Here is a 23104-nt window from a genome sequence, read left to right as displayed (position 1 = left end):
AGGGGAGCGCCAGATATGATTGCCAGATTGTTCACCGATCATCCGCAAAGCGTTGATGAAACCTATGTCGAACACGCCGCCTTCGCGGCACGGTTCTCGGGCTGGCTATTCCTTGCGGCCTTCGCGGCGGCGGTACATGCGATCCTGCCCTTCATGTTTGAAAAAACCGCCAGCCGGATCATTGCGCGGCTTTATGAGCGGACTCATAACCGCGGCAGCTAAGGGCTTCTCGGCGCCGGGGAATCGGCGCACAAGGAAGAGAAATCTGCCGGAGAGAACCGCATGTGCCGTTGGGCCGCCTATATCGGGGAACCGATCTTTCTGGACGAGGTCGTCAGCCGGCCCGGCCATTCCTTGATTCATCAAAGCCAGAACGCCACCGAGGCTAAGACCGTCACCAATGGCGACGGGTTCGGCCTGGCCTGGTATGACCGCAGGCCGGAACCGGGGCTTTACCGCGATGTCTACCCGGCCTGGTCGGATCCGAACCTGCGGAGCCTGGCCGAGCAGGTGCGATCCGGGCTGTTCCTGGCCCATGTGCGGGCCTCGACCGGATCTGCCATCAGCCGCAACAACTGCCACCCGTTCGTGGTCGGTCGCTGGAGCTTCATGCATAACGGGCAGGTGGGCGGTTTCGAAGGGTTCCGCAAACATGCCGATATGCTGGTGCCCGATGATCTATACGCCTATCGGAAGGGAGCCACGGATAGCGAGGTTCTGTTTCTGCTGGCGCTGGCGGAAGGGCTGGAAGAGGACCCGGCGGGAGCCCTGGCCCGGGCGGCCTGCAAGATGGCTAGCCTGTCCAGAACCCACGGCGCGGCGCCGCATCTACGCCTGTCGGCGGCGTTCAGTGACGGCACATCGCTTTGGGCGGCGCGCGGGTCGTGGGACAGCATTTCGCCCACGGTCTATTACCGATGGTCGGACACGCGCATGGGGTGGGCCGTGGTCTCGGAGCCGCTGGAAATGGGCGAGGCGGACTGGACGCCGCTGGCCCCGGGCAAGATCGCCCGGTTCGAGGGCGACCAGATGGCGCTTTATGACCTGCCGCTGTGATCTTCATCCGGGGTTTCGGGCGTGGGCATCTGTGGTCTTGCCTGCCTGAAATACCCCGCGATCAGCGAAAGCCGCATGGACAGGCTGTCCTTCTGGTCGTGCAACTGTCGCACGGTCATCCGTCGGCGACGTACCACGGTGCGCGCGACGCGGAAATCCCACTTTCGCTTCTGTTCCAGGTAGCTTTCGGGCAGGCGGCGGCTGACCCATTTCCACGCCCAACCCAGTTGCAGGAAGGCGATGAGCTTGAAGAGCCACTTGGCCAGCGTCGTCCACAACATGCGCCAAATCGCACCGACGCCTGCGGCGATCATGAAGGGCAGCTTGACCGAGAACAGGATCACCCACAGCCCGATAGAACTGACCGAGAGCGCCGGTGTCGCGAAGATGACGATCAGCGCCGCGACCACCTGTTCATACCATTCCAACCCACGATACCAGTCCATCATGCGCGCGTAACGGTCTGTGGTACTGGCCTTGAACCGTTTGAACAGGGCGTCGAGCCGATTGCGCAACGCCGAGCCCATGAGCATCGGCACGACCGTGGTCATGATCCATTTCTTGATCAGCTCGATACGGAAGAACAACGCGGCCTGCGTCTTCAGCCAGACGAGAACCGCAGGCAACTCGATCGAGACGATCTTCTGACCGATGACCTTGAGTTGCAGAAGGATCAGGCCAAGCGCGATCAGCACTTCGTCGCCGAGCCACAGGGTCAGTAGGGCCGACAGGGCCACAACGAGGACAAGCAGAAGAACAGCGCGCCAGAACATCGGTTAGAGGTGACAAGCCCGGCGACGCTTGTCCAGTGCCGCCGGACAAGTGCCCTTACCCGGCCAGAGCCTTGTTCAGGTTCTCGTCGATCTTTTCGAGGAAGCTCATCGTCGTGTGCCAGCCCTGATCGGGGCCGACCAGCAGGGCGAGATCCTTGGTCATGTGGCCCGCCTCCACCGTGTCGATGATGACCTTCTCCAGCGTTTCGGCAAAACGTTTAAGCGCGGCATTGTCGTCGAGCTTGGCGCGGTGTTTCAGAGCCCCGGTCCAGGCGAAAATGGACGCGATAGAGTTGGTGGAGGTCTGCTGCCCGGCCTGATGCTGGCGGTAATGGCGAGTGACGGTCCCGTGCGCGGCCTCGGCCTCCATGATCTTGCCGTCGGGCGTCAGCAGCTGAGAGCTCATCATTCCGAGGCTGCCAAAGCCCTGCGCCACCGTGTCGGACTGCACGTCGCCATCGTAGTTCTTGCAGGCCCAGACAAAGCCGCCGTTCCATTTGAGCGCGCAGGCGACCATGTCGTCGATCAGCCGGTGTTGGTATTCGATCCCGGCCTCTTTAAACTGGTCTTCAAACTCCTGTTCGAACACCTCTTGAAAGAGGTCCTTGAAACGGCCGTCATAGGCCTTGAGGATGGTGTTCTTGGTGGACAGATAGACCGGCCAGCCAAGGTTCAGACCATAGTTCAGCGAGGCGCGGGCGAAATCGCGGATCGAGTCGTCAAGGTTGTACATCGCCATGGTGACACCGGCTGAGGGGGCGTCGAACACCTCTCGTTCGATCACTTCGCCATCCTCGCCCTCGAACTTGATGGTGATCTTGCCGGGCCCGGGGAAGCGGAAATCGGTGGCGCGGTACTGGTCGCCAAAGGCGTGGCGACCCACCACAATGGGCTGGGTCCAGCCTGGCACCAGGCGCGGCACGTTGCGGCAGATGATCGGCTTGCGAAAAACGACGCCGCCCAGGATGTTGCGGATCGTGCCATTGGGACTGCGATACATGCGCTTCAGGCCGAACTCCTCCACCCGCTGTTCATCTGGGGTGATCGTGGCGCATTTGACGGCGACGCCCACTTCCTTGGTCTTTTCGGCGGCATCTACGGTGATCTGGTCGTCGGTGCGGTCACGCTCCTCTATGCCCAGATCATAATAGAGCAGGTCAATATCCAGATAGGGCAGGATCAGCTTGTCCTTGATGAACGCCCACATGATGCGGGTCATTTCATCGCCATCCATCTCAACGATGGGATTGTCTACCTTGATCTTGGTCATCGGAATCCTCGGGGAAGGGGGAATCGTATTGCTGTCTTTTTAGCTGAGAACGGGTGAAAAGGGAAGCATTGTATGCAAATGTATACCAAATGCAGCGATGGACCACGGCGGGTTTCGCGGTGTCACCGGCCGCGGAACCACTCGGACAGTCGCGGGCTCAGCCAATCCCAAAGGCCCGGCGCCCCTTTTGACACCTTATGACCCACTCGGGTGCGGATCTGATCTTCAGTCACATTATATTCTGGCCAGCTGCCGCCGTCGGCATGAAGGTTCAGCACCGGAGGCTGAAACCGGTCGAGCGATTTGGCAAAGATGGCATCGGGACTTTCTGCCGCTTCGAACTCATCCCAAAGGCTGCGGAATTCCTCCCCTAGATCCCGGGGCAGAAGGCCAAAGATCCGATCGGCCGCAGCCTGTTCCTGCGCGGCCAGTTCTTCGGCATTGTGACTTCCGTGAATCGGGGCGTCGCCTGCATCGATTTCGACCAGGTCATGCAGAATGAGCATTCGGATCACCCGGTCGATCTGCACGCCCTCGGGCGCGTGGTCGGCCAGTGTGAGCGCAAAGAGCGTCAGGTGCCAGCTATGCTCGGCACTGTTTTCACGACGGATACGCCCGGTGATCCAGCTGGCCCGCTCGATCCGTTTCAGCCTGTCAGACTCAATGAGAAACGCAAGCTGACGGTCGAGCCGGTCAGTCACTCCGCCGCCTTGGCCGCTTTGGCCTTGGCTATCCTCTGGTCCAGCCAGATACGTCCGCGCTTCTCAGCGCGGCGGATGCGGACCGAGGTCATGAAGGCCTCCTGCAATGTTTGCGAGGCCGCGCCAATTGTGGTCGAGAGCTGTTCGATCAGCCGGTCGTCATCCAGGTCTTCTTCGGCTTTCAGCGCATCCACCGCCAGCCGGTCGGCCAGATCCGTGATGAAGTCGCCACCGTTTGCCATTAGCGCGTGGTCTCTGTCAGGCGGCGTCTCACATAGGATTGCACCGACTCGATCATCGGATCCATGTAAGGGTCTTCAAAGAAGTGTCCCGCACCTTCCATCTCCTGATGGGTGATGGTGATGCCTTTTTGCTCATGCAACTTGTCGACCAGAATGCGCGTGTCCTGCGGTTTGGCCACCCGGTCGGACGATCCGTTGATGATCAGACCCGAGGAGGGGCAGGGCGCTAGGAAGCTGAAATCATACATGTTCGCAGGCGGTGAAACCGAGATGAACCCGGTGATCTCCGGGCGGCGCATCAGCAGCTGCATACCGATCCATGCGCCAAAGCTGAAGCCAGCGACCCAGCAATGCTTGGAATTCTGGTTCATCGACTGAAGATAGTCGAGCGCCGAGGCGGCATCGCTCAGCTCACCAATGCCCTGGTCATATTCGCCCTGGCTGCGACCGACGCCGCGAAAGTTGAAACGCAGAACGGTGAAACCGATTTTGTGGAACGCATAGTGCAGGTTGTAAACCACGCGATTGTTCATCGTGCCGCCGAACTGCGGATGCGGGTGCAGGATGATCGCGATTGGGGCGTCCTTGGCTTTCTGGGGGTGGTAACGGCCTTCCAGTCGGCCCTCCGGTCCAGGGAAAATCACCTCGGGCATCGCGGCTCCTTCAACTTTTTGCTCTTGCTGGCGCATCTGGCGCGGCGGGGTTGTCATTGACGCCCCTGCGCGACGCTACCTAGAATGTCTGATCGACCCCGTCCGGCTTGAACAGGGGGGTGGATCGCAGTTAAGCCTCCTTGCGGGAAAGGTCAATGTTCATAGGCCTCTGAACGCATGGCGAGAAGGGAAAAAACCAATGAAACTGAGCACCAAGGGCCGCTATGCGATGGTTGCGCTGGCCGATCTGGCCCTTCAGGGGTCTGAGGGTCTGACCTCGTTGGCGGAAATCTCGAAGCGTCAGGACATCTCGCTGCCTTATCTCGAACAGCTTTTCGTGAAGCTGCGTCGGGCGGGGCTGGTGGAGTCGGTACGCGGGCCGGGGGGCGGGTATCGTCTGGCGCGGCCGGCCTCCGAGATCCGAGTGTCAGACGTATTGGGTGCGGTTGATGAAACCGTGAGTGCGCTGCACACCGGGGCAGGCGCCTCGGGTGGGATGTCGGGCAGCCGGGCGCAGAGCATGACAAACCGGCTGTGGGAGGGGTTGTCGGCCCATGTCTACGTATTCCTGCACCAGACACGGCTGTCGGATGTGGTGCAGAACGACCTGACGCCATGCCCTGCGGTGCCGAACCTGTTCCATGTGGTGGATGACGACGCTGCGCACTAGTCGGGTCGGTCCCTTTTGGCTTGGGTCGGGCGCCTCCGGCGGAAGTATTTTGGCCAAGAAGAAGGGGCAGGGCGCGCGTTAAGGTTAATGGACATGCATTAAGGGTCTGGCAACTGGACCTTTGCAGACGTCCGGGGCACAAGGGCTGCTACCGGTCAGGAGAGTGATATGAAACCGCGCAGCTATCTCGATTGGAATGCGACCGCGCCGCTTCGTCCAGAGGCACGAGAGGCAATGATTTCGGCTATGGATGTGGTGGGAAACCCGTCATCCGTGCATGCCGAGGGGCGCGCTGCGACGGCCTTGATCGAGAAAGCGCGGGCGCAGGTGGCAGAGGCGTTTGGCGCACAGGCCAGCGATATCGTCTTCACCTCCAGCGCAACGGAGGCCGCGGCATTGGCGCTGGCAGAGCGGGGATTGCACGGCGCAGCGGTGGAACACGACGCGGTGCGCGCCTGGGTGTCCGAGGATTTGCCGGTCGACGGGCAGGGGCGGGTAAATGTCACCGATCCCGCGCGTTCAACCTTGCAACTCGCCAATTCCGAGACCGGTATCTTGCAAGATCTGCCCCAGGGGCTGGCGGTCTGCGATTTCACCCAAGGGTTCGGCAAGTTGCCGTTGGCATTTGATTGGACGGGTGTCGATATGGGGCTGATCTCGGCCCACAAACTGGGGGGGCCGAAGGGAATCGGGGCGCTCGTGATCCGGCGCGGCTTGGATGTAGAGGCCCGGATCAAGGGCGGCGGACAGGAAATGGGCCGACGGTCCGGGACCGAGAATTTGATCGGCATTGCTGGATTTGGTGCTGCTGCACAGGTGGCGGCACAAGATCTGGCAAATGGGGCCTGGGAACGGGTCGCTCAACTTAGAAATATTCTAGAAAACTCTCTGGACCTCAGCGGAAATGTAACTATTTTGGTCGGGAAAGGCGCGTCGCGTCTGCCGAACACCACATGCCTGGTTACGCCGGGTTGGAAAGGTGAGACGCAGGTGATGCAGATGGACCTTGCGGGTTTTGCCATTTCGGCCGGATCCGCCTGTTCCAGCGGCAAGGTGAAATCGAGCTCGGTTTTGCGCGCCATGGGGTTCAACGATCGGGATGCCGGATGCGCGATCCGTATTTCGATTGGGCCCACAACGACGGAAGACGAGGTCTTGCGCTTTAGCGAGGCCTGGCGTGCGGCACGGGCCAGACACCTGTCGCGCGCCACGTGAAACAGGGGTGTCCCGAAAGGGGCGCAAGGATACGCAAGCCCTAGGGGGCTCGAGACAGAGGAATGCACTATGGCCGTTGCCGAAACAGACGTGCGCGAAGGCGTTGACCGCGAAACCGTGGAAACCGTGCAGGCCATGGGTGGCAAGTACAAGTACGGCTGGGAAACCGAGATCGAGATGGAATACGCCCCCAAGGGCGTGAACGAGAACATCGTTCGCCTGATCTCGGAAAAGAACAATGAACCCGAATGGATGACCGACTGGCGGCTTCAGGCGTTCAAGCGCTGGAAGCTGATGGAAGAGCCGGAATGGTCGATGCTGAACTATGAGAAGATCGACTATCAGGATCAGTATTATTACGCCAAACCCAAGTCGATGGCCGAGAAGCCCAAATCGCTGGATGAGGTCGACCCGAAGCTGCTGGCTACCTATGCGAAACTGGGCATTCCGCTGAAGGAACAGATGATCCTTGCCGGTGTCGAAGGCGCGGAAGACGCGCCAGCCGAAGGCCGCAAGGTGGCGGTCGATGCGGTGTTTGACTCTGTGTCTGTCGGCACCACCTTCCAGAAGGAACTGGAAGCCGCGGGCGTCATCTTCTGCTCGATCTCCGAGGCCATTCAGAAGCATCCCGATCTGGTCAAGAAATACCTCGGCTCGGTCGTGCCGATCACCGACAACTATTTTGCGACGCTGAACAGCGCGGTCTTCTCGGACGGGTCGTTCGTCTATGTGCCGCCGGGCGTGCGCTGCCCCATGGAATTGTCGACCTATTTCCGCATCAACGCGGAAAACACCGGTCAGTTCGAACGCACTCTGATCATCGCTGACAAAGGCAGCTACGTGTCTTACCTGGAAGGCTGTACCGCACCGCAGCGTGACACCAATCAGCTGCACGCGGCGGTGGTGGAACTGGTGCTGCTGGAAGATGCCGAGATCAAGTATTCGACCGTCCAGAACTGGTATCCGGGCGATGAAAACGGCAAGGGCGGGATCTACAATTTCGTCACCAAGCGCGCCGATTGCCGGGGCGACCGGTCCAAGGTGATGTGGACCCAGGTGGAAACCGGATCCGCGATCACGTGGAAATACCCCTCGTGCATCCTGCGCGGCAATGAAAGCCAGGGCGAATTCTATTCCATCGCCATCGCCAATAACATGCAGCAGGCCGATACCGGCACCAAGATGATCCACCTGGGCCGCGATACCAAATCGCGCATCGTGTCCAAGGGGATTTCTGCGGGCAAGGCGCAGAACACCTATCGCGGGCTGGTGTCGATGCACCCCAAGGCGAAGAACGGGCGTAACTACACCCAGTGCGACAGCCTGCTGATCGGCGATCAATGCGGGGCGCATACGGTGCCTTACATCGAAGTCAAGAACAACTCGGCGCGTGTGGAGCACGAGGCAACCACCTCCAAGGTTGATGACGACCAGCTCTTCTATTGCCGTCAGCGCGGCATGGATGAAGAAGAGGCCGTGGCGCTGGTGGTGAATGGCTTCTGCAAAGAGGTGCTCCAGGCGCTTCCGATGGAATTTGCAATGGAAGCTCAACAGCTTGTGGCGATTTCGCTTGAGGGGTCGGTCGGCTAGAAAAGTTTTCTGGAAAACTTTTCAGTCAGAAAATTCTTCCAGAAGAATTTTTCGCCGGTGAAGAGGACATCAACTGATGGCAGACGGCGCAGTCAATACCCCCTTCGATCTGGATGCCGCCCGCGCCGCCATTGCGGGTGGTGAGGCATTCGTATTTGAAGGTATCGACGTTGTGGCCTGCACCATCGCGGGGCGCCAGTTTCGGTTTGCCGTCGATATGGAACGCGACCCGATCCAGCGCCACCACCGCATCGGGTTGCTCTATGAAGGGCGCGAGCTGAGCCTGATCAAGCGGGTTATGCCCCTTGGGGCGACCTATGTTGATATCGGCGCGAATGTCGGCAACCATTCTCTCTATGTCGCGGCATTTTTGTCGCCTGCTAAAGTCATTCCATTCGAACCGAATGTGGCGGCCTACAAACTGCTTCTGGCCAATGTCGCGATGAACGGTTTCGGCGGTGTCTTCGATCTGTCATGGCTCGGACTTGGCCTGTCGGACACGTCTGGCGAAGGCTTTGCAATGGAACAGCGGAGCCGCAACCTTGGCGCGTCTCGAATGCTGCCAGGGCAGGGAGATCTGCGGGTCGTCGCGGGCGACGAAGCACTGGCTGATGTGACCCCGGATTTCATCAAGATTGACGTGGAAAGCATGGAGTTGCAGGTGCTGAAAGGGCTGGAAGCCACGTTGAAGCGCTGTGGCCCTTGGATGCTGATTGAGGTCGACAAGCACAACGATGATGGTTTCCACGCATGGCGGCAGAGCGCCGGATATGAGGTCGAGACCGAGGTCAAGCGCTATGAAACCAGCATAAACTATCTTGTGCGGCCCGCGTCGCGGAAGGAAGCGTAATGGCCAGTCATGCCGACAAACGTCGCGCGGTGCTGACCGGCGCGTTACAGCCCTCGCGTCCCATGCGGATCTGCGATGTGGGGGCCAGTCGCCTGTCGACACCGCCCTATCAGGGGCTGCTGGATGACGGGTTGGCCCATGTGTACGGGTTTGAGCCGAACGAGGCACAGTTCGCCAAGCTGGTCGAGACCCCGTCAGGGCATGAGACCTATTTCTGCGAAGCTGTGGGCCTGCCCGGTAAACGGACGCTCTATATTCACCCGACGCCCGGTTTCACCTCGCTCTATCCGCTGGATGAACGGGCTGTGCGTGCGATCGGCAAGCAGAAATGGCTGTCGGATCGGATCGAGCCGGTGCCTTTGGAACCTGTGACGCTGGATACGCTGGCTGAACTGCCACCTGTTGATCTGTTGAAGATGGATCTTCAGGGCGGTGAGCTAGAGGTGCTTCGTGGCGGAATTGCCAAACTTTCCAACGCCGTAGCGATCGTAAGTGAAGTGCGATTCCACCGGATTTACGATGGTGAGCCGCTGTTTGGCGATCTGGATGCGGAACTGCGTGCGCAGGGCTTCAAGCTGCACAAATTCATGTTCACCAAATCGGTGATGATGCCTCATGATCACGAGGACCAGGTCGTGCGTCCGAAGCTTACCAGCCAGCTTCTGGATGGCGACGCGGTTTATATCCGGGACGAGGAAACGGCGGGTCTCAGCGATGATCAGCTGATGCATCTGGCCTTTGCCGCCGACACGGTGTTCGACAGCCCGGACCTGGCGCTGCATTGCATCGACCACCTGATTGCCCGTGGCGCCGCGCCTGCCGATCTTCCCGCCGATTACATCGCCCGCTTCCGCCACCATCAGCGCCGTGATGGCGCTTCGAACGAGGGGTGATCATGTATTTCACCTGCCCCCTTACAGAGCGGCAAGCCCTGCGATGCGGCCACAAGGATCGGATGAAAATGCCGCGTTCCTATCCCAAAATACGCCACAATTTCGGGGCCATTTGCGGGGATGAGCAGATCTGGCAGCACAATCGTCGATTCCAGCTTCTCGGAACGGGTCGCACGGATCGAGGCGCGCCGGGCCAAGGCCCCGGACACCCCCAGGCGAAAGCCGCGCGGGGATGGGATATTCTATGTTCTGTCGCTGGTCGCGGCCTTTTGCGTCGGAATGCTGGTGGTCGTGGCTGCGCGCTACGCGCGGTTTCACCTGACCGGCGTTACGCCCGGCTCGGCGCATCTGAACAGTTCAAATCTGATGGTCGATATGGGGCTGGCCTTTCTGGCGGGCTTCATTCTGCAACAGATTTTTCACTTCAAACGCCCCGAACACACTGCCGCCAAGACCGTTGGCATGTTCGCAGCGGCCTTTACCATGCATATGGCCGTTCACGCCTTTCCGGGCCTGTTCGCGCTGTTGTTCTCGGAGACTTGGGTTCACCACGTCATCCGTCTGACCGATCCCACGAAACTGGCGCTCTTCTGAGCTGCCCTGACATGACCACGGGCCATCCGCTGCGCAGTGCGCAGACGGGTCTGGCTGCTATGTGAAAGAGGTTTTCATGCTTGAGATCAAGAACCTGCACGTTTCTCTGGAAGAAGAGGACAAGCAAATCCTGAAGGGTGTCGACCTGACCGTCGAGGCGGGCAAGGTCCATGCGATCATGGGGCCCAATGGCTCTGGCAAATCGACGCTGTCCTATGTGCTGTCGGGCCGGGATGGCTATGAGGTGACGGATGGTGAAGCGCTGATGAACGGCGAAGACCTGCTGGAGATGGAGCCCGAGGAACGCGCCGCCGCCGGTGTCTTCCTGGCGTTCCAGTACCCTGTCGAAATCCCTGGTGTGGGCAACATGACCTTCCTGCGCACCGCCGTGAACGCGCAGCGCAAGGCACGCGGCGAAGAGGAAATGTCGGCTGCCGAATTCCTCAAGGTCGTGCGCGAAAAGGCCAAGGCGCTGAAGATCGACGCAGATATGCTGAAACGCCCCGTCAATGTAGGTTTTTCCGGTGGTGAGAAAAAGCGTAACGAAATCCTGCAGATGGCGATGCTGGAACCCAAGATGTGCATTCTGGACGAGACCGATTCCGGCCTCGACGTGGACGCGATGAAGCTGGTCGCAGAAGGGGTGAACGCTCTGCGCGACGAAGGCCGTGGGTTCCTGGTGATCACTCACTATCAGCGTCTGCTGGATCACATCAAACCCGACGTGGTGCATATCATGGCAAACGGCCGCATCGTGAAGACCGGCGGGCCGGAATTGGCGCTTGAGGTCGAACAGAACGGCTATGCAGACATCCTGGCGGAGGTCGCGTAATGGCGAACCCGGCTCTGAAACAGGATCCGCTGGCCAACCGCCTCGCCGGGCAGACCATGCCCGAGGGCGCCGGATGGGCCAATGATGCGCGCAGCGCGGCGCTTGGCCGGCTGACGGCCATGGGCCTGCCGAAAAAGCGCGACGAATACTGGAAATACTCTGACCCGACCACATTGAACCAGCCCGACGCCCCGCGTGCGGGGTTGTTCGTCACCGATGAAACAATGCCGTTTTCTGATGTGGACCGGCTGAAGATCGTGTTCGTTGACGGTGTGTTTGACGCGGCTGCGTCGGACGATCTGTCGATGGAAGGTGTCGAGGTGGACCGCCTGTCCGACGCGCTGGCCCGCGACATTCACTGGGCCCGCGACCTGTATGGTGTGCTGGAAACCCGTGGCCAAACCCCGGTGGAACGCCCCCACGCAGCCCTGAACACTGCCTTCGCCACCGACGGTGTGGTCATCCGCGCCACGGGCAAGGCGACAAAGCCCATCAGCCTGGTTTACCTGCACAAATCCGAAACCTCGGACGCGATCCTGCACCATCTGGTGAAGGTGGAGGAGGGCGCTTCGGTCACGGTACTGGAAAACGGACCCGCAGCGGCACGCTTTTCCAAGGTGATGGAGGTCGAGGTGGCCAATGGTGGCCAATTCCACCATGTCCGCGCCCAGGGACGCGACCACGAACGCCGGGCTTCCACCCATATGTTTGCGCGGCTTGGCGAGGGATCTGTCTATAAATCCTTTACCCTCACCGTGAACGGCGTGCTGACCCGCAACGAACAGGTCGTTGAGATCACGGGCGACAATGCCGTAGCACATATTGCCGGTGCGGCGCTTGGCGATGGGGCCTCGGGCGCCTTTCACCACGACGACACGGTGTTCGTCACCCATGACGCGGTGGATTGCGAAAGCCGACAGGTGTTCAAGAAGGTGCTGCGCAACGGGGCCGAAGGCGTGTTCCAGGGCAAGATCCTGGTCAAACCCGACGCCCAGAAAACCGATGGCTATCAGCTTAGCCAGGCGTTGCTTCTGGACGAGGATTCCAGTTTCCAGGCCAAGCCGGAACTGGAGATCTACGCCGATGATGTGCAGTGTTCGCACGGCTCCACCACCGGCGCGATCGACGAAGAGGCCCTTTTCTATCTGCGGTCGCGCGGGGTCAGCCATGCTGAGGCGACGGACCTTCTGGTTCTGGCCTTCCTGGCGGAAGCCATCGACGAGATCGAGGATGAAACCCTGCGCGAAGACATCCTGACCCGCCTGCAAGGCTGGCTGGATCGGCACAGGGGGTAAGCGCTTGTCGGTCACCCGAGAGCTTCTGCGCAGCTATGCGCGCCCGCGTCAGGTGATGCGGGCGTTGATGGATGGCAATCGCACCAGCGATCGGCCCGAGGCGCGGGGGTTCATCTACCTGCTGGTTGGCCTGTTGATCATCTTCCTCAGCCAGATCCCGGATCTGACCGGCACTGGCCTGGCCGCACCCTCATTGTCCGAGCAACTGACCGGCGAAGATGGTCCCGCACCTTTGGATGCGCGGCTGGCGATCACGCTGTTTGCCTGGATCTTCGTCTGGCCGCTGATCCTTTATCTCTTCGGCGGGCTGACCCACGTGCTGGCCCGATTGGCGGGGGGGAAAGGGCAGGGGGTGAATGCAAGACTGGCGTTGTTCTGGGCGATCCTCGCGGTTTCGCCGCTCTTCCTGCTGCGCGGCATGGCCAGTGTCAGCCACTCATCCGCCATGGTCATGGTCATGAACTATGCCATTGCAGCCGGGTTTTTCTGGATTTGGCTTTCCGGACTGTTTGAGGCCGAGCGCGGTGAAGGAGCTGAACGCGCATGACGCATCTGCTGCATCTTCCCACGCTGCTGCGGCTCGCCCGTGAGACGCTGAGCGACCCGCGCGAAGGCGCGCGCCATATCATGGGGCTGAACCTGCCGCGGCGTATCCTGATGCAGTTCTACCTGCTGGAGCTGGTGCTCTCGGCGATGTCTTCGGTCATTTTCCTGTCGATGGCACCGTTGCCTGACGGCATGTCCATGCCAGCGGAAACAGCTGTTACCTATACCGCATTCGAGGGCATGGTCGGGCTGATCCTCGCCTTCGGTGCCTTTCGCATCGGAGCGGCGTTCGGCGGGAGGGGCAGTTTTGAGCAGGCTTTTGCACTGGTCATCTGGGCGCAGTTCATCCTGCTGTGCTTCAGTGTCATCCAATTGGCGGCCCTCTTCGTCTTGCCGCCGCTGACCGACGTAATCTCTATCGCGGCCCTGGCGCTCTTCTTCTGGCTGATGGTGAATTTCGTGGCAGAGCTGCACGGCTTCACCTCGCTCGGTCTGGTTTTCGCGGGCATTATCGTGTCGCTTCTTGGGCTTGCGATCCTGCTCTCCATCCTGTTTTCGGCCATGGGCCTCAGTCTCGTCTAGGAACAAGAACCATGTACGATATCGACAAAATCCGCGCCGATTTCCCGATCCTGTCTCGTCAGGTGAACGGTAAGCCGCTGGTCTATCTGGACAATGGCGCCTCGGCGCAGAAACCCCAGGTTGTGATCGACGCGGTGACGCGCGGCTATGCCGAGGAATACGCGAACGTCCATCGCGGCCTGCATTTCCTTTCCAATCTCGCGACCGAGAAATACGAGGCCGTGCGCGGCACCGTGGCGCGCTTCTTGGGGGCGAAGGACGAGGAAGAGATCGTGTTCACCTCCGGCACCACGGAAGGGATCAACCTTGTCGCCTATTCCTGGGCCATGCCGCGGATGGAAGCGGGCGACGAGATCGTCCTTTCGGTCGCAGAACACCATGCCAATATCGTTCCTTGGCACTTCCTGCGTGAACGCCAGGGGGTGGTTCTGAAATGGGTGGACGTGGATGCCAATGGTGATCTTGATCCTCAGGCCGTTCTGAACGCGATCACCCCGCGCACGAAACTGGTGGCCGTGACCCATATGTCAAACGTGCTTGGCACCGTGGTGGATGTGAAAGCCATCGTTGCGGGTGCGAAGGAAAAGGGCGTGCCTGTGCTGGTGGACGGATCTCAGGCTGCCGTGCATATGCCGGTGGATGTCGAAGCGATCGGAGCCGACTTCTATGCGATCACCGGCCACAAGCTCTATGGCCCATCCGGATCCGGTGCGATCCATATCCGCAAGGACCGGATGATCGAGATGCGCCCCTTCATGGGTGGCGGCGACATGATCCGAGATGTGACCCGTGACGTCGTGACCTATAACGATCCGCCGATGAAGTTCGAGGCCGGCACACCCGGCATCGTGCAACAGATCGGCATGGGCGTGGCGCTGGATTATTTGATGGGTATCGGCATGGACAACATTGCCGCCCATGAAAAACGGCTCTGTGCCTATGCGCGTAAGCGTTTGGATGGGCTGAACTGGCTGAACGTACAGGGCAAATCCGCCACGAAAGGCGCGATCTTCAGCTTCACGCTGGAGGGCGCAGCCCATGCGCATGATATCTCCACAGTGCTCGACAAGAAGGGGGTGGCGGTGCGTGCGGGCCATCACTGTGCGCAGCCATTGATGGAGCATATGGGTGTGACGGCCACCTGCCGTGCGAGTTTCGGCATGTATAATACCGAAGCAGAGGTGGACGCGCTGGTGGATGCGCTGGAATTGTGCCACGAGCTGTTCGCCTGAAGGCGGATCGTTTCGCCGCGCTTCGCGCGTCGACCCGCCGGGGCGCTGCCCCGGACCCCCGGAGTATTTCAGCCAAGAAGAAGGTTCAGTCCGGGCGGCCGATCAACCGGTCGATGGGCGCGTAGTCATCGGTCAGAACCAGGCCGCGTGCCTCTGCGATCTGGGTGACGAACCGGTCGCCCAATGCGCCGAAAGTCATGCGAAATGGCATGGGTGCACTGAACTCATCGAAATCGGAGGGGGTGTTGCCGGCGGCGATGACGAAGACCATGCGGCTGCCGGGCTCGGGCTGTGTGGCCTGGGTCCAGACCTCGACGCTTGGGAAGACCTGCCTCATGGTGCGCACAATCGAGCCGAGCGCCTGCAACCGGTCTTCGTAGTCGATCACATTCATCAGGAAGGTACCGTCCTCGGTCAGGCGTGACCGGGCGAGCTCAAAAAACTCCTGCGTCACCAGGTGAACCGGCACCACCACATCTGTAAAGGCATCGCCTATGATGACGTCATAGAGCTGGTCGGGGCGGGTCAGCAGAGCGCGGCGCGCATCTTCATGCAGGATGGTAACGGTTTCGGGGTCGAACCAGAAATCGCGCTCTGCCAGCGCGGTTACGTCGGGGTCGATCTCGGCCACCACCATCGGGCCGGTGCCGTGTTCGGTGAACGCACGCGGGATGGAGTAGCTGCCGCCGCCGATGAAAAAGCTGGTGAAATCGGCACGCGGCGCACGGCGGCGGGCAAGCTCATCCAGCATGGCGGCATGTTCGGTGAACATCACGGTGGGGACGTCGCGGGCGCTCATCCCGTGGCCGAGATGGTCGATCACCATCAGATGCACGGGGCTGTTGGGATCGGCTGACATGTCAACGGTGCGAATGCAGAAATAGCGGCTTTCCACGGTGCAGGGCGAGGGCGTGGCGAGCGCAAGGCCAGATAGGGCGAGGGCAATGAGAGCGGCGATGGCGGCGATTTTCATCGCGGCGGAACGGGCGAGCCAGAAGAGCAACAGGCCCGAGATGACATAGGTTGCGGTCACAACAGCCAGGGTGGCGGATGTCCCGAGCCAGGAGATGAAAAGAAACCCGGCCAGCAGCGTGCCGGCAATCGCGCCAATTGCACCCGCTGCGAACATGGCCCCCAAAGCGCGACCCTGTTGATCGGGCGCGGCACGGGTGACAGAGACATGCGCAAGCACCGGGGCAGGGACGCCCGCGAAGAAGGAGGGCAGGAAGAAAACCGCCATGGTAATGGTGGCGATGCCCCAGACGGGATGACCTACCGCGTTGAGCAGCGGCGTGGCGACGAGGCGCAGCAGGTTCACAGCAATGCCCGTTGTCAGAGCAGCCGCGATCAGCGCCCCGCCGGTCCAGGCCAGCGCCTTGTCCACCGGCCGTTCCGCCAGCCGCCCGCCCCACCAGTGCCCCGCAGAGAACCCGGCCAATACGACAGCTATGATCGAGGTCCAGGTGTAAAGCGACATGCCCACATGCGGCGCCAGCATCCGGCCCGCGACGATCTCAACCACCAAAGAGGCGGCGGAAACGCCTGTCTGAAGGGTCAGCAGCAGCCAGAGTGGCGTTACGCGGGTCATTGGCAAGGTCCTTGATTGCTTTTGACAATTGTCATGAGCCTGAGGCACGAAACAAGGGGCCATGGCAGAAGATTTGCAATTGCAGCGCCTTCCGGGATGTCCTATACGCGGCGAACGCGGCACCCGTAGCTCAGCTGGATAGAGCGCTGCCCTCCGAAGGCAGAGGCCAGAGGTTCGAATCCTCTCGGGTGCGCCACCTCTCAAGCTATATCATTGGTTCGACTCAGCTTTTGGCCACTGCTATAAGCCGTGGACCATGTCGGAGACCATTGCGCCCACATTCACCTTCGTGAAAGACGGTGCCTTCTGTTTCAGCCGCCGCATCCAAAAGGAGCCATGGGGCCATTGCACCTCGACTCGCACCGCTTACCGGTCGCGGGCAAACATCCAACGGATCGCATTGGTTTGAGGCAAGCGAGAGGCCAATCAGCTTGGCGAATTCCGGTGCGATCGGCAAAGCCGGATTACGGACCATCCTGGGAGGCGCATGCTGCGGTTGAAGGGGACTGCAATCGTTTCGCAAGCATTGGGAGATGGCGTGCGTTCTCGTGAAAGCAGGTCACATGATTTTCGTCGAAGCCAGCCCCACCGATTTGGTCTGAGGCGTCGGTTAACGCCCGGAAACTTGGCCGGGTGAGAAATTGCTGGGGTTGTCTTGATGGCTGTCCGAGACGATCCGGCCAAGTCCTGATGACAATCGCAGGATGTGCAGTCGCGGCATCTGGTGGATCGCGGCGCGGATGAAGCTGGCTGAGGAGCAGCTTGGGGTGCCGACCACGACAGACCCAATGCCAAGACCGGGGCACCAGGCGACCCTGGTTGACGCAGCGATTTTTAGCGCGCCACGACAAAATCGACGCGAAGCCCGCCCAGATCTTGGGATTGCGACAGGCGCATTGTGCCGCCATGGCTGCGGGCGATGTCATTTGCGATGGCCAAGCCCAAGCCCACTCCGCCGCCCCGGTTTTGGTTGCGCGCTTCGTCCAGACGGGCAAAGGGCCGAACGGCGCGGTCGCGGTCCTCGGGGGCGATGCCGGGGCCATCATCTTCGACCGAAAAGCGAAGGGCACGGTCCAGCACCGTCATTGTCAGTCTTGCGTGGCTTCCATAGCGAAGGGCATTGACCAGAAGGTTGGACAGCGCCCGCTTGACCGCTCCGGGACGCAAGGCCACTGCAGGTGCTTTGTCTGGCACCACCAGCTCTATCTTTCCGCCCATGCGAACGGCGTCTTCGGCCACCTGCCGGGCAAGAGCCAACACATCGACCGTTTCAGGATCGTCCAGGGCATCGGCCCTAGCGAAATCCAGAAAGGTTGTCAGCAGCGCCTCCATCTCCTCGACATCGCGCAATAGTTCGTCCGTTTCGGGGCCGGTTTCCAGCATCGACAGGCCAAGCTTGAGGCGGGTCAAAGGGGTTCGCAGATCATGACTGACGCCTGACAGCATCATTGTGCGTTGCTCGATCTGCCGTTCAATCCGCGCGCGCATGTCCAGAAACGCGCGGCCCGCGGCCCGGACCTCCAAGGCGCCTGATGGTTTGTAGGGGTCGACCCGGCCTTTCCCGAACGCTTCTGCCACGCGGGCCAGCCGCCGGATCGGACGCACCTGGTTGCGCAGAAAGACGAATGCAACCGCCGTCATCAGGATGCCGGTAAAGATCATGATGACGAAAAGCTGATGCGGATTGGAGGCCGAGACACGTTTGCGGTTGATCTCCAGGATCAAGGTCTCGTCATCCACGGCAAGTTGCACGATCACGCGACGATCATTGCGCGCCAGATCGATCCACGAGATTTCCGGCACCATGCTGTCCAAGGTTGAAATCACCACCCGCCCGGACCAGTCATACCAGCGCCGTGCAGCATGTTCGTCATCGACCCATTCCGGCACGCCGCCGGTGCTTTCATGAATATCGAGGCGTGTCGCGACGGGCAGGGCGGCGTCTCGGCCACCTTCACGCAGGTGATCCGAAATCAATCGCAGATCGAACCCAAGCGCCGTGGTCAGCTGAAGCGTGACATCTTCGAAATGACGTTGCAGGAAGGCAACCGACACGACAAGCTGTAGCGAGACGATGGGAACCACAAGGATCAGGGCGGCCCGACCATAGAGCCCCCGAGGCATGAGTTGTTTGAGCCAGTCCCATCGCATGGCCCCATCTAACCCCGCGACAGGGGCATAGGAAAGAGATATGACGGCAATCCTTCTGGAACCGGGACTTCGCCGGATCACCGCCCCCAATCCATCTCCCATGACCCTGCATGGCACGAATACGTTTCTGGTGGGGGAACGGGATATCGCCGTGATTGACCCAGGCCCCGAAATTGGCAGCCATTTGCAGGCGATTCTGGCCGAGATCGGTCCCGACCAGAGGATCAGCCACATCCTGGTGACACATTCCCATCTTGATCACTCGCCGCTTGCACGCAGCCTGTCCGACGCCACAGGGGCGCCGGTTCTGGCAGCAGGCACGAGTGAGTGGGGTCGGTCGCTGGCGATGCAAAAACTGGCTGCCGCCGGTGGGATCGGAGGAGGCGAGGGCGTCGACCCGAATTTTGAGCCGGATCAGCACATCTCGGACGGGGATGTGATTGCTGGCGATGGATGGCAACTGGAGGTGCTGCACACGCCTGGCCATATGGCCAACCACCTGAGCTTTGCCTGGAAGGACGCACTTTTTTCCGGCGATCTCGTGATGGAGTGGGCCACCTCGCTGATTTCGCCCCCCGACGGTGACCTTACCGCCTTCCGGCACTCGCTACGCCGTCTCATTCAACGCCAGGACCGGCTGTTCTATCCCGCCCATGGGGATGCGGTGACTGACCCGGGCAAGCGATGCCAGGATCTGCTTGATCACCGCGCCGACCGCGAAATGCAGATTTTGAACGCCCTTCACGGCGCACCGGCCACTCCGACCGAGCTGACCACCCGGATCTACACAGATATCGACGCCCGATTGATGCCAATAGCCGAGCGTAATGTTCTCGCTCATCTTATTGATCTTGTTGAGAGAAACATGGTTTCGCCATCGCCGGAGCTGGCGACAACCGCCCGTTTCCACATCATATGAGAATTTGTGGACTTTTTCCTGAAAACCCTCTGGACGCCCGAAAACGAGGTTGTTATATCCCCCTCAGTTCCGGCGTAGCTCAGCGGTAGAGCAGTTGACTGTTAATCAATTGGTCGTAGGTTCGATCCCTACCGCCGGAGCCAAAATTCCCAACAAATACAGGGATTTAGCGAATAGCCCCCTTATGGGGCCTTTTTCGTTTTACAGTAGGGGTAACGTCTAGGGTAACAGATTAAACCCATTGGCCGCGCCATGTCCGTAATCTGAAAACCGTCTGTCGCGCCAGAATCATCGCCTGACCGGCTTTCGGTCTCGCGGGGACGTTCAGGCGTAGTTGACATGGCGTCTCCACAGGATCGAGCGGTTTGCAGTAATTTGCCGCGTCAGTCGCAAACGCCCGCGAGGCGCAGAAAGCGGGCTTTGCAAAGTTTTAGCGGTGTCCAGACAGCGGACCTTCAAGCAAAGTGCGGCGGATGCCGGGTGAGAGCCCGAAGCGGCCGTTGAAAATAGGGACGCTGGTGTCGTTTCATCGGTGTCAGTGGATGCCTGAAACAGTAACGAACTCGCCGGGAATCCGATAAGCTCCATCAACCAGAAAGTCGGAAACAGACTCCAGGAATTCTTCACTAACTTCTTGCATCGTTTGCTCGTCGAACCTCTTTATCGCCAGCGCAACCGGCCCGCCGAGCAAGACGGCCTCCAGTAGGTCACGAGCGTTTGAGTACTCCAGCGTTTCAGATTGCCTGACTTCTTCGATGCCTTGGAAGCCAGCTTGTTCGAAATCGCGGCGCAATCCACCCGGTGCGCCAGTCGCGAAGAACATGGGACAAACCTCAGACTGAACATTCTTGTCTACGATGGGAAAGACTTCTGCCCAGCCACAGTTCCGACGTTCGCCCCATACCGTGGCCACGGCCCGACCCCCGGGTCGCAGTACGCGACGCATCTCTTTAATGGCGCTGGGAGGATCGGGACTGTACATCAGACCCAACGCACAGACAGCCCGATCAAAACTTGCGTCATCGGCATCCAGAGCTTCAGCTCCCATTCTTGCAGTTTTGACATTCTCCAAGCCGAGGGCGTTTGTCGCTTCGACCATTTTTTGCGCGAGATCGGTCGCTAGGACTGATCCCGTTTGACCGACCGCCACACTGAGCATTCTGGTCACAAGACCTGATCCACACGCGGTTTCGATGATATCCTGACCGGGTTCTAATCCTGCCATGGAGATCAAGGTTTTCTGGGCTGGCAGCAGGCTATTCTGCCAACCGGCCTCATAATGGGGCGCTGCCGCGTCCCATCCGTATCTCTGTACTCTGATTTGAAGGCGGGCATCCATGGTCTATCCGAACTCCAAACTTGTCTCGACCTTTTGCGGATCACGCAGGGCGAGGAAGTAGGGATCGGCCTCAAGAGCGGCATCCACCAGCCCTTGCAGCGTCTCCCGATCGGCGTCGCTGGCGACTGTAATCTTGAGATGCGTTCTGAGAGGCGCCGCGCTCGCTTCGCCCATTCCCAAAATAGCAGAGTCGTCGAAATCCATGTCCACGCCGACTTTGACTGAACGAAGCTCAATACCAAGCCGGATCGCAGTCATCTTAATGCCAATCGCAACGCAGCCCGCTATGGCGGCTCGCGCGTGAAAACCAGGTGACGGGCCCAATTCACTTCCGCCCACCGGTTCTGGCATGTCGATTACGACTTCCCGATCGCCTTCTGTGACCGTGCATGTCAGACCTTCGGATATGCTGGCGTCCGCGTGTTTTGTGTCCAAGGCAGCCTCGGGACGACGATGAAAGACCGACATTACGCGCTCCTGCGCCAGTCGAATCTCTTCGTCAGATTTCATGCTCTTATCCCCCACGCCCCGCGATAGTGTTGGAAGCTTACGCGAGATTCTCGCGATATGTCTAGTAATCCAAAGCCAAAGGCAGCTCCGTCCGCACATCAGCCGCTCGACTGTCTCCGCATCAAGGTCCGCTCTGATGGGCTCTGCTGTTTCGTATCATGTCCGATTCGGGCTGGAACCGGGCATCGCCGCTCGTCCAACAATGCATAATGAGCGACGCGGGCGTTTGGTGGTAGTTGATCAGTCACTGGAAAAACTCAGCTCCCGGATCGTCGGTATCACTATTCGGCGCAGCGACCTTTGATCGATCAACCGGCGTTCCGCCCATCGAAGAAAGGCAAAGCCGCAACTGCGTAAAGGCCGCAAGCGGCGCGTCGGGTTCTGACACGACAACGGTCAGCCTTGCAGCCAGTTCCACCAGCATCCGGTCGGAGCGCCCAAGCCACGGCAGGTCAGCGACAAGGCTCAGCCACGCCCTACGCTCAACGCCGGAAAGCCTGTCCGGCGGATTGCCGATAGGGGCAACGCTCGGCTCGGAGCGTGACTTGTGGCGGCCAGGATGCAATTTGTCAGCGCCCGTGATGCGGGCAATCGCGGCAGGTGTTCGAGGTCGTCCCATTTCAAATTCCCCATTTTGGCATTGCGAAAGTTGTGTTCCCACCATCGGTACCGAAGCGGTTGCGGCTAGAGGCCCGATGACCCCCCCCTATCCCGTGGGTGCCCCGCCCTGATAGATTGTCAGGACGGGACTGTGCCTTGCCGAATTGAACGCCTGCGAGAATAGCGGGGCAGCGCATTCGGCTTTCCGGTGTCGGGCTGGCCAATCGCCCTCAAAAGAATGCCCCGTTATGCAGCCCGGCCCACGCCGGTCAGGGCGTAGAACGCGGCGGAATCCTCAACCGCTACGTCTGCCCGCATGTGCGCGACCATCGTGAATTGCAGGTTCGAGATGTATTTCGGACCTTTGAACAGTTCGATCTGAATACCGGACCGGATACCTACCAGCAGGTGAGCGAAGTTGCCCGCGATGATCGTGGACTCGTCGGTGCCGGTGCCGCCATCGATCGGCAGCGACGTGGTGGTGAGCATGGGGATACTGCCCACGGCGTTGGGTGCCATGAGCGGTTGCCCGGTGCTGTCCATCAGGTCAACGAACGACCCTTCGTCACGCGGGTTCATGACGTAAGCCGACACTGGCCCACGGTTTGCGGTCAGGATGCCCGTGCGCGCCTTGGACAAGTTCGCATAGCTGGCAATCTCTGCGTCCTGCGCAAACGTTCCGATGCCGGACGTATTGGCGACGCCACGCGGCTCAGGTGCGGTGCCGCTCCCGATCAGCGCAACCCGGTCAAGTTCAACCGCCATCGCAGCTGCAAGGATGTTTGGCAGGGCTGTCGCCAAGTTCAAGGAATCGGCCATCAGTTCGGCAGAGATATCGACGGCAACCGCCAAGCTGCGCGGTGTCAGGACAACCGCCCCGAACGTGCCATCCGAGTTTGCAACTGCACCCGCTTCCGCGCGCCAAGCTGGCTGTCTGACGTCAGCGCCTATGGGACAGATTTGAGGTTTTCGTAACGGAGGTTTTCTGGTTCATCGCAGCCAA

25 protein-coding genes and 2 tRNA genes are annotated in these 23104 nt (G+C 60.2%); 16 read left to right on the top strand and 11 right to left on the bottom strand.

Features of this window, described 5'->3' with window-relative positions:
* Positions 1-15: 15 nt before the first annotated feature.
* On the top strand, positions 16-222 hold the full coding sequence (locus ACROHD_RS09620; protein ID WP_432677498.1) for a DUF6356 family protein: 207 nt from the start codon (positions 16-18) through the stop codon (positions 220-222).
* Positions 223-282: 60 nt separating this feature from the next.
* Complete coding sequence (locus ACROHD_RS09615; RefSeq protein WP_432677496.1) at positions 283-1056, top strand: class II glutamine amidotransferase; 774 nt, start codon at positions 283-285, stop codon at positions 1054-1056.
* Here ACROHD_RS09615 and ACROHD_RS09610 read toward each other — a convergent pair.
* From ACROHD_RS09610 to ACROHD_RS09590, 5 genes are all read right to left on the bottom strand, one after another.
* A complete protein-coding gene (locus tag ACROHD_RS09610; protein WP_432677494.1) occupies positions 1038-1829 on the bottom strand; it encodes a hypothetical protein in 792 nt (263 codons plus the stop codon). The two genes, ACROHD_RS09615 and ACROHD_RS09610, sit on opposite strands and share 19 nt — an antisense overlap.
* Before the next feature lie 55 nt (positions 1830-1884).
* Complete coding sequence (locus tag ACROHD_RS09605; protein ID WP_432677493.1) at positions 1885-3099, bottom strand: NADP-dependent isocitrate dehydrogenase; 1215 nt, start codon at positions 3097-3099, stop codon at positions 1885-1887.
* A 122-nt stretch (positions 3100-3221) separates the two neighbouring features.
* On the bottom strand, positions 3222-3800 hold the full coding sequence (locus ACROHD_RS09600; RefSeq protein ID WP_432677491.1) for an HD domain-containing protein: 579 nt from the start codon (positions 3798-3800) through the stop codon (positions 3222-3224).
* A complete protein-coding gene (locus ACROHD_RS09595; protein ID WP_432677489.1) occupies positions 3797-4042 on the bottom strand; it encodes a hypothetical protein in 246 nt (81 codons plus the stop codon). The genes ACROHD_RS09600 and ACROHD_RS09595 overlap by 4 nt, the downstream gene beginning before the upstream one ends.
* Positions 4042-4695 (bottom strand): alpha/beta hydrolase, encoded by a 654-nt coding sequence (locus ACROHD_RS09590; RefSeq protein WP_432677488.1) that lies wholly within the window; start codon positions 4693-4695, stop codon positions 4042-4044. Before ACROHD_RS09590 ends, ACROHD_RS09595 begins: the two co-directional genes overlap by 1 nt.
* A gap of 199 nt (positions 4696-4894) precedes the next feature.
* Between ACROHD_RS09590 and iscR the strand changes: the two genes are divergently transcribed.
* From iscR to ACROHD_RS09535, 11 genes are all read left to right on the top strand, one after another.
* The gene (gene iscR, locus ACROHD_RS09585) at positions 4895-5365 is read left to right on the top strand and encodes a Fe-S cluster assembly transcriptional regulator IscR (protein ID WP_432677487.1); all 471 of its coding nucleotides are present in this window, start codon (positions 4895-4897) and stop codon (positions 5363-5365) included.
* Positions 5366-5533: 168 nt separating this feature from the next.
* Positions 5534-6580, top strand: coding sequence for a cysteine desulfurase family protein (locus ACROHD_RS09580; protein ID WP_432677486.1), 1047 nt, complete (start codon positions 5534-5536; stop codon positions 6578-6580).
* Positions 6581-6649: 69 nt separating this feature from the next.
* The gene (sufB, locus tag ACROHD_RS09575; protein ID WP_432677485.1) at positions 6650-8170 is read left to right on the top strand and encodes a Fe-S cluster assembly protein SufB; all 1521 of its coding nucleotides are present in this window, start codon (positions 6650-6652) and stop codon (positions 8168-8170) included.
* A gap of 76 nt (positions 8171-8246) precedes the next feature.
* Entirely contained in the window at positions 8247-9020 is a 774-nt protein-coding gene (locus ACROHD_RS09570; RefSeq protein WP_432677483.1) for an FkbM family methyltransferase, read from the top strand.
* Positions 9020-9913 (top strand): FkbM family methyltransferase, encoded by an 894-nt coding sequence (locus ACROHD_RS09565; protein WP_432677481.1) that lies wholly within the window; start codon positions 9020-9022, stop codon positions 9911-9913. The genes ACROHD_RS09570 and ACROHD_RS09565 overlap by 1 nt, the downstream gene beginning before the upstream one ends.
* A gap of 120 nt (positions 9914-10033) precedes the next feature.
* Positions 10034-10507 carry a hypothetical protein gene (locus ACROHD_RS09560; protein WP_432677480.1) on the top strand — a complete coding sequence of 158 codons (474 nt, stop codon included), beginning with the start codon at positions 10034-10036 and terminating at the stop codon, positions 10505-10507.
* A 76-nt stretch (positions 10508-10583) separates the two neighbouring features.
* Entirely contained in the window at positions 10584-11339 is a 756-nt protein-coding gene (sufC, locus tag ACROHD_RS09555) for a Fe-S cluster assembly ATPase SufC (protein WP_432677479.1), read from the top strand.
* Positions 11339-12634, top strand: a complete 1296-nt coding sequence (gene sufD, locus ACROHD_RS09550) for a Fe-S cluster assembly protein SufD (protein WP_432677478.1) — start codon at positions 11339-11341, stop codon at positions 12632-12634. Before sufC ends, sufD begins: the two co-directional genes overlap by 1 nt.
* A gap of 4 nt (positions 12635-12638) precedes the next feature.
* Positions 12639-13181, top strand: a complete 543-nt coding sequence (locus tag ACROHD_RS09545; RefSeq protein ID WP_432677477.1) for a hypothetical protein — start codon at positions 12639-12641, stop codon at positions 13179-13181.
* Entirely contained in the window at positions 13178-13762 is a 585-nt protein-coding gene (locus ACROHD_RS09540) for a Yip1 family protein (RefSeq protein WP_432677476.1), read from the top strand. Before ACROHD_RS09545 ends, ACROHD_RS09540 begins: the two co-directional genes overlap by 4 nt.
* A gap of 11 nt (positions 13763-13773) precedes the next feature.
* The gene (locus ACROHD_RS09535; protein WP_432677475.1) at positions 13774-14994 is read left to right on the top strand and encodes a cysteine desulfurase; all 1221 of its coding nucleotides are present in this window, start codon (positions 13774-13776) and stop codon (positions 14992-14994) included.
* An 85-nt stretch (positions 14995-15079) separates the two neighbouring features.
* Here ACROHD_RS09535 and ACROHD_RS09530 read toward each other — a convergent pair whose 3' ends face one another.
* Entirely contained in the window at positions 15080-16582 is a 1503-nt protein-coding gene (locus ACROHD_RS09530; protein ID WP_432677473.1) for a fused MFS/spermidine synthase, read from the bottom strand.
* A gap of 119 nt (positions 16583-16701) precedes the next feature.
* On the opposite strand from ACROHD_RS09530, the gene ACROHD_RS09525 reads away from it, so the two are divergent.
* A tRNA-Arg gene (locus ACROHD_RS09525) sits at positions 16702-16778 on the top strand.
* Positions 16779-17416: 638 nt separating this feature from the next.
* Here the strand turns inward: ACROHD_RS09525 and ACROHD_RS09520 are convergent.
* Positions 17417-18733, bottom strand: coding sequence for an ATP-binding protein (locus ACROHD_RS09520; RefSeq protein ID WP_432677471.1), 1317 nt, complete (start codon positions 18731-18733; stop codon positions 17417-17419).
* Positions 18734-18773: 40 nt separating this feature from the next.
* Here ACROHD_RS09520 and ACROHD_RS09515 point away from each other — a divergent pair, with 40 nt between their 5' ends.
* Complete coding sequence (locus ACROHD_RS09515) at positions 18774-19652, top strand: MBL fold metallo-hydrolase (protein ID WP_432677469.1); 879 nt, start codon at positions 18774-18776, stop codon at positions 19650-19652.
* Between the two features lie 68 nt (positions 19653-19720).
* Positions 19721-19795, top strand: a tRNA-Asn gene (locus tag ACROHD_RS09510).
* 392 nt (positions 19796-20187) lie between these two features.
* Here the strand turns inward: ACROHD_RS09510 and ACROHD_RS09505 are convergent.
* The 4 genes from ACROHD_RS09505 to ACROHD_RS09490 form a co-directional block, all read right to left on the bottom strand.
* Positions 20188-20991 carry a class I SAM-dependent methyltransferase gene (locus tag ACROHD_RS09505; RefSeq protein WP_432677468.1) on the bottom strand — a complete coding sequence of 268 codons (804 nt, stop codon included), beginning with the start codon at positions 20989-20991 and terminating at the stop codon, positions 20188-20190.
* Positions 20992-20994: 3 nt separating this feature from the next.
* A complete protein-coding gene (locus tag ACROHD_RS09500) occupies positions 20995-21501 on the bottom strand; it encodes an OsmC family protein (RefSeq protein WP_432677467.1) in 507 nt (168 codons plus the stop codon).
* A 244-nt stretch (positions 21502-21745) separates the two neighbouring features.
* Positions 21746-22120 (bottom strand): hypothetical protein, encoded by a 375-nt coding sequence (locus ACROHD_RS09495; protein WP_432677466.1) that lies wholly within the window; start codon positions 22118-22120, stop codon positions 21746-21748.
* Positions 22121-22347: 227 nt separating this feature from the next.
* Positions 22348-23052 (bottom strand): phage major capsid protein, encoded by a 705-nt coding sequence (locus tag ACROHD_RS09490; protein ID WP_432677567.1) that lies wholly within the window; start codon positions 23050-23052, stop codon positions 22348-22350.
* Positions 23053-23104: the final 52 nt, after the last annotated feature.

It is taken from the genome of Nioella aestuarii (assembly GCF_050896395.1).
Lineage (GTDB): Bacteria > Pseudomonadota > Alphaproteobacteria > Rhodobacterales > Rhodobacteraceae > Nioella > Nioella aestuarii.
The sequence above is the reverse complement of the archived record's forward strand: the minus strand, read 5'-3'. Positions and strand labels throughout refer to the sequence as shown.

Bases quoted from the DNA above. Each gene is read 5' to 3' on its own strand.
- ACROHD_RS09620 (WP_432677498.1), top strand. From the start codon at position 16: ATGATTGCCAGATTGTTCACCGATCATCCGCAAAGCGTTGATGAAACC.
- ACROHD_RS09615 (WP_432677496.1), top strand. From the start codon at position 283: ATGTGCCGTTGGGCCGCCTATATCGGGGAACCGATCTTTCTGGACGAG.
- ACROHD_RS09610 (WP_432677494.1), bottom strand. From the start codon at position 1,829: ATGTTCTGGCGCGCTGTTCTTCTGCTTGTCCTCGTTGTGGCCCTGTCG.
- ACROHD_RS09605 (WP_432677493.1), bottom strand. From the start codon at position 3,099: ATGACCAAGATCAAGGTAGACAATCCCATCGTTGAGATGGATGGCGAT.
- ACROHD_RS09595 (WP_432677489.1), bottom strand. From the start codon at position 4,042: ATGGCAAACGGTGGCGACTTCATCACGGATCTGGCCGACCGGCTGGCG.
- ACROHD_RS09590 (WP_432677488.1), bottom strand. From the start codon at position 4,695: ATGCCCGAGGTGATTTTCCCTGGACCGGAGGGCCGACTGGAAGGCCGT.
- iscR (WP_432677487.1), top strand. From the start codon at position 4,895: ATGAAACTGAGCACCAAGGGCCGCTATGCGATGGTTGCGCTGGCCGAT.
- ACROHD_RS09580 (WP_432677486.1), top strand. From the start codon at position 5,534: ATGAAACCGCGCAGCTATCTCGATTGGAATGCGACCGCGCCGCTTCGT.
- sufB (WP_432677485.1), top strand. From the start codon at position 6,650: ATGGCCGTTGCCGAAACAGACGTGCGCGAAGGCGTTGACCGCGAAACC.
- ACROHD_RS09570 (WP_432677483.1), top strand. From the start codon at position 8,247: ATGGCAGACGGCGCAGTCAATACCCCCTTCGATCTGGATGCCGCCCGC.
- ACROHD_RS09565 (WP_432677481.1), top strand. From the start codon at position 9,020: ATGGCCAGTCATGCCGACAAACGTCGCGCGGTGCTGACCGGCGCGTTA.
- ACROHD_RS09560 (WP_432677480.1), top strand. From the start codon at position 10,034: ATGAGCAGATCTGGCAGCACAATCGTCGATTCCAGCTTCTCGGAACGG.
- sufC (WP_432677479.1), top strand. From the start codon at position 10,584: ATGCTTGAGATCAAGAACCTGCACGTTTCTCTGGAAGAAGAGGACAAG.
- sufD (WP_432677478.1), top strand. From the start codon at position 11,339: ATGGCGAACCCGGCTCTGAAACAGGATCCGCTGGCCAACCGCCTCGCC.
- ACROHD_RS09540 (WP_432677476.1), top strand. From the start codon at position 13,178: ATGACGCATCTGCTGCATCTTCCCACGCTGCTGCGGCTCGCCCGTGAG.
- ACROHD_RS09535 (WP_432677475.1), top strand. From the start codon at position 13,774: ATGTACGATATCGACAAAATCCGCGCCGATTTCCCGATCCTGTCTCGT.
- ACROHD_RS09530 (WP_432677473.1), bottom strand. From the start codon at position 16,582: ATGACCCGCGTAACGCCACTCTGGCTGCTGCTGACCCTTCAGACAGGC.
- ACROHD_RS09520 (WP_432677471.1), bottom strand. From the start codon at position 18,733: ATGCGATGGGACTGGCTCAAACAACTCATGCCTCGGGGGCTCTATGGT.
- ACROHD_RS09515 (WP_432677469.1), top strand. From the start codon at position 18,774: ATGACGGCAATCCTTCTGGAACCGGGACTTCGCCGGATCACCGCCCCC.
- ACROHD_RS09505 (WP_432677468.1), bottom strand. From the start codon at position 20,991: ATGGATGCCCGCCTTCAAATCAGAGTACAGAGATACGGATGGGACGCG.
- ACROHD_RS09500 (WP_432677467.1), bottom strand. From the start codon at position 21,501: ATGAAATCTGACGAAGAGATTCGACTGGCGCAGGAGCGCGTAATGTCG.
- ACROHD_RS09495 (WP_432677466.1), bottom strand. From the start codon at position 22,120: ATGGGACGACCTCGAACACCTGCCGCGATTGCCCGCATCACGGGCGCT.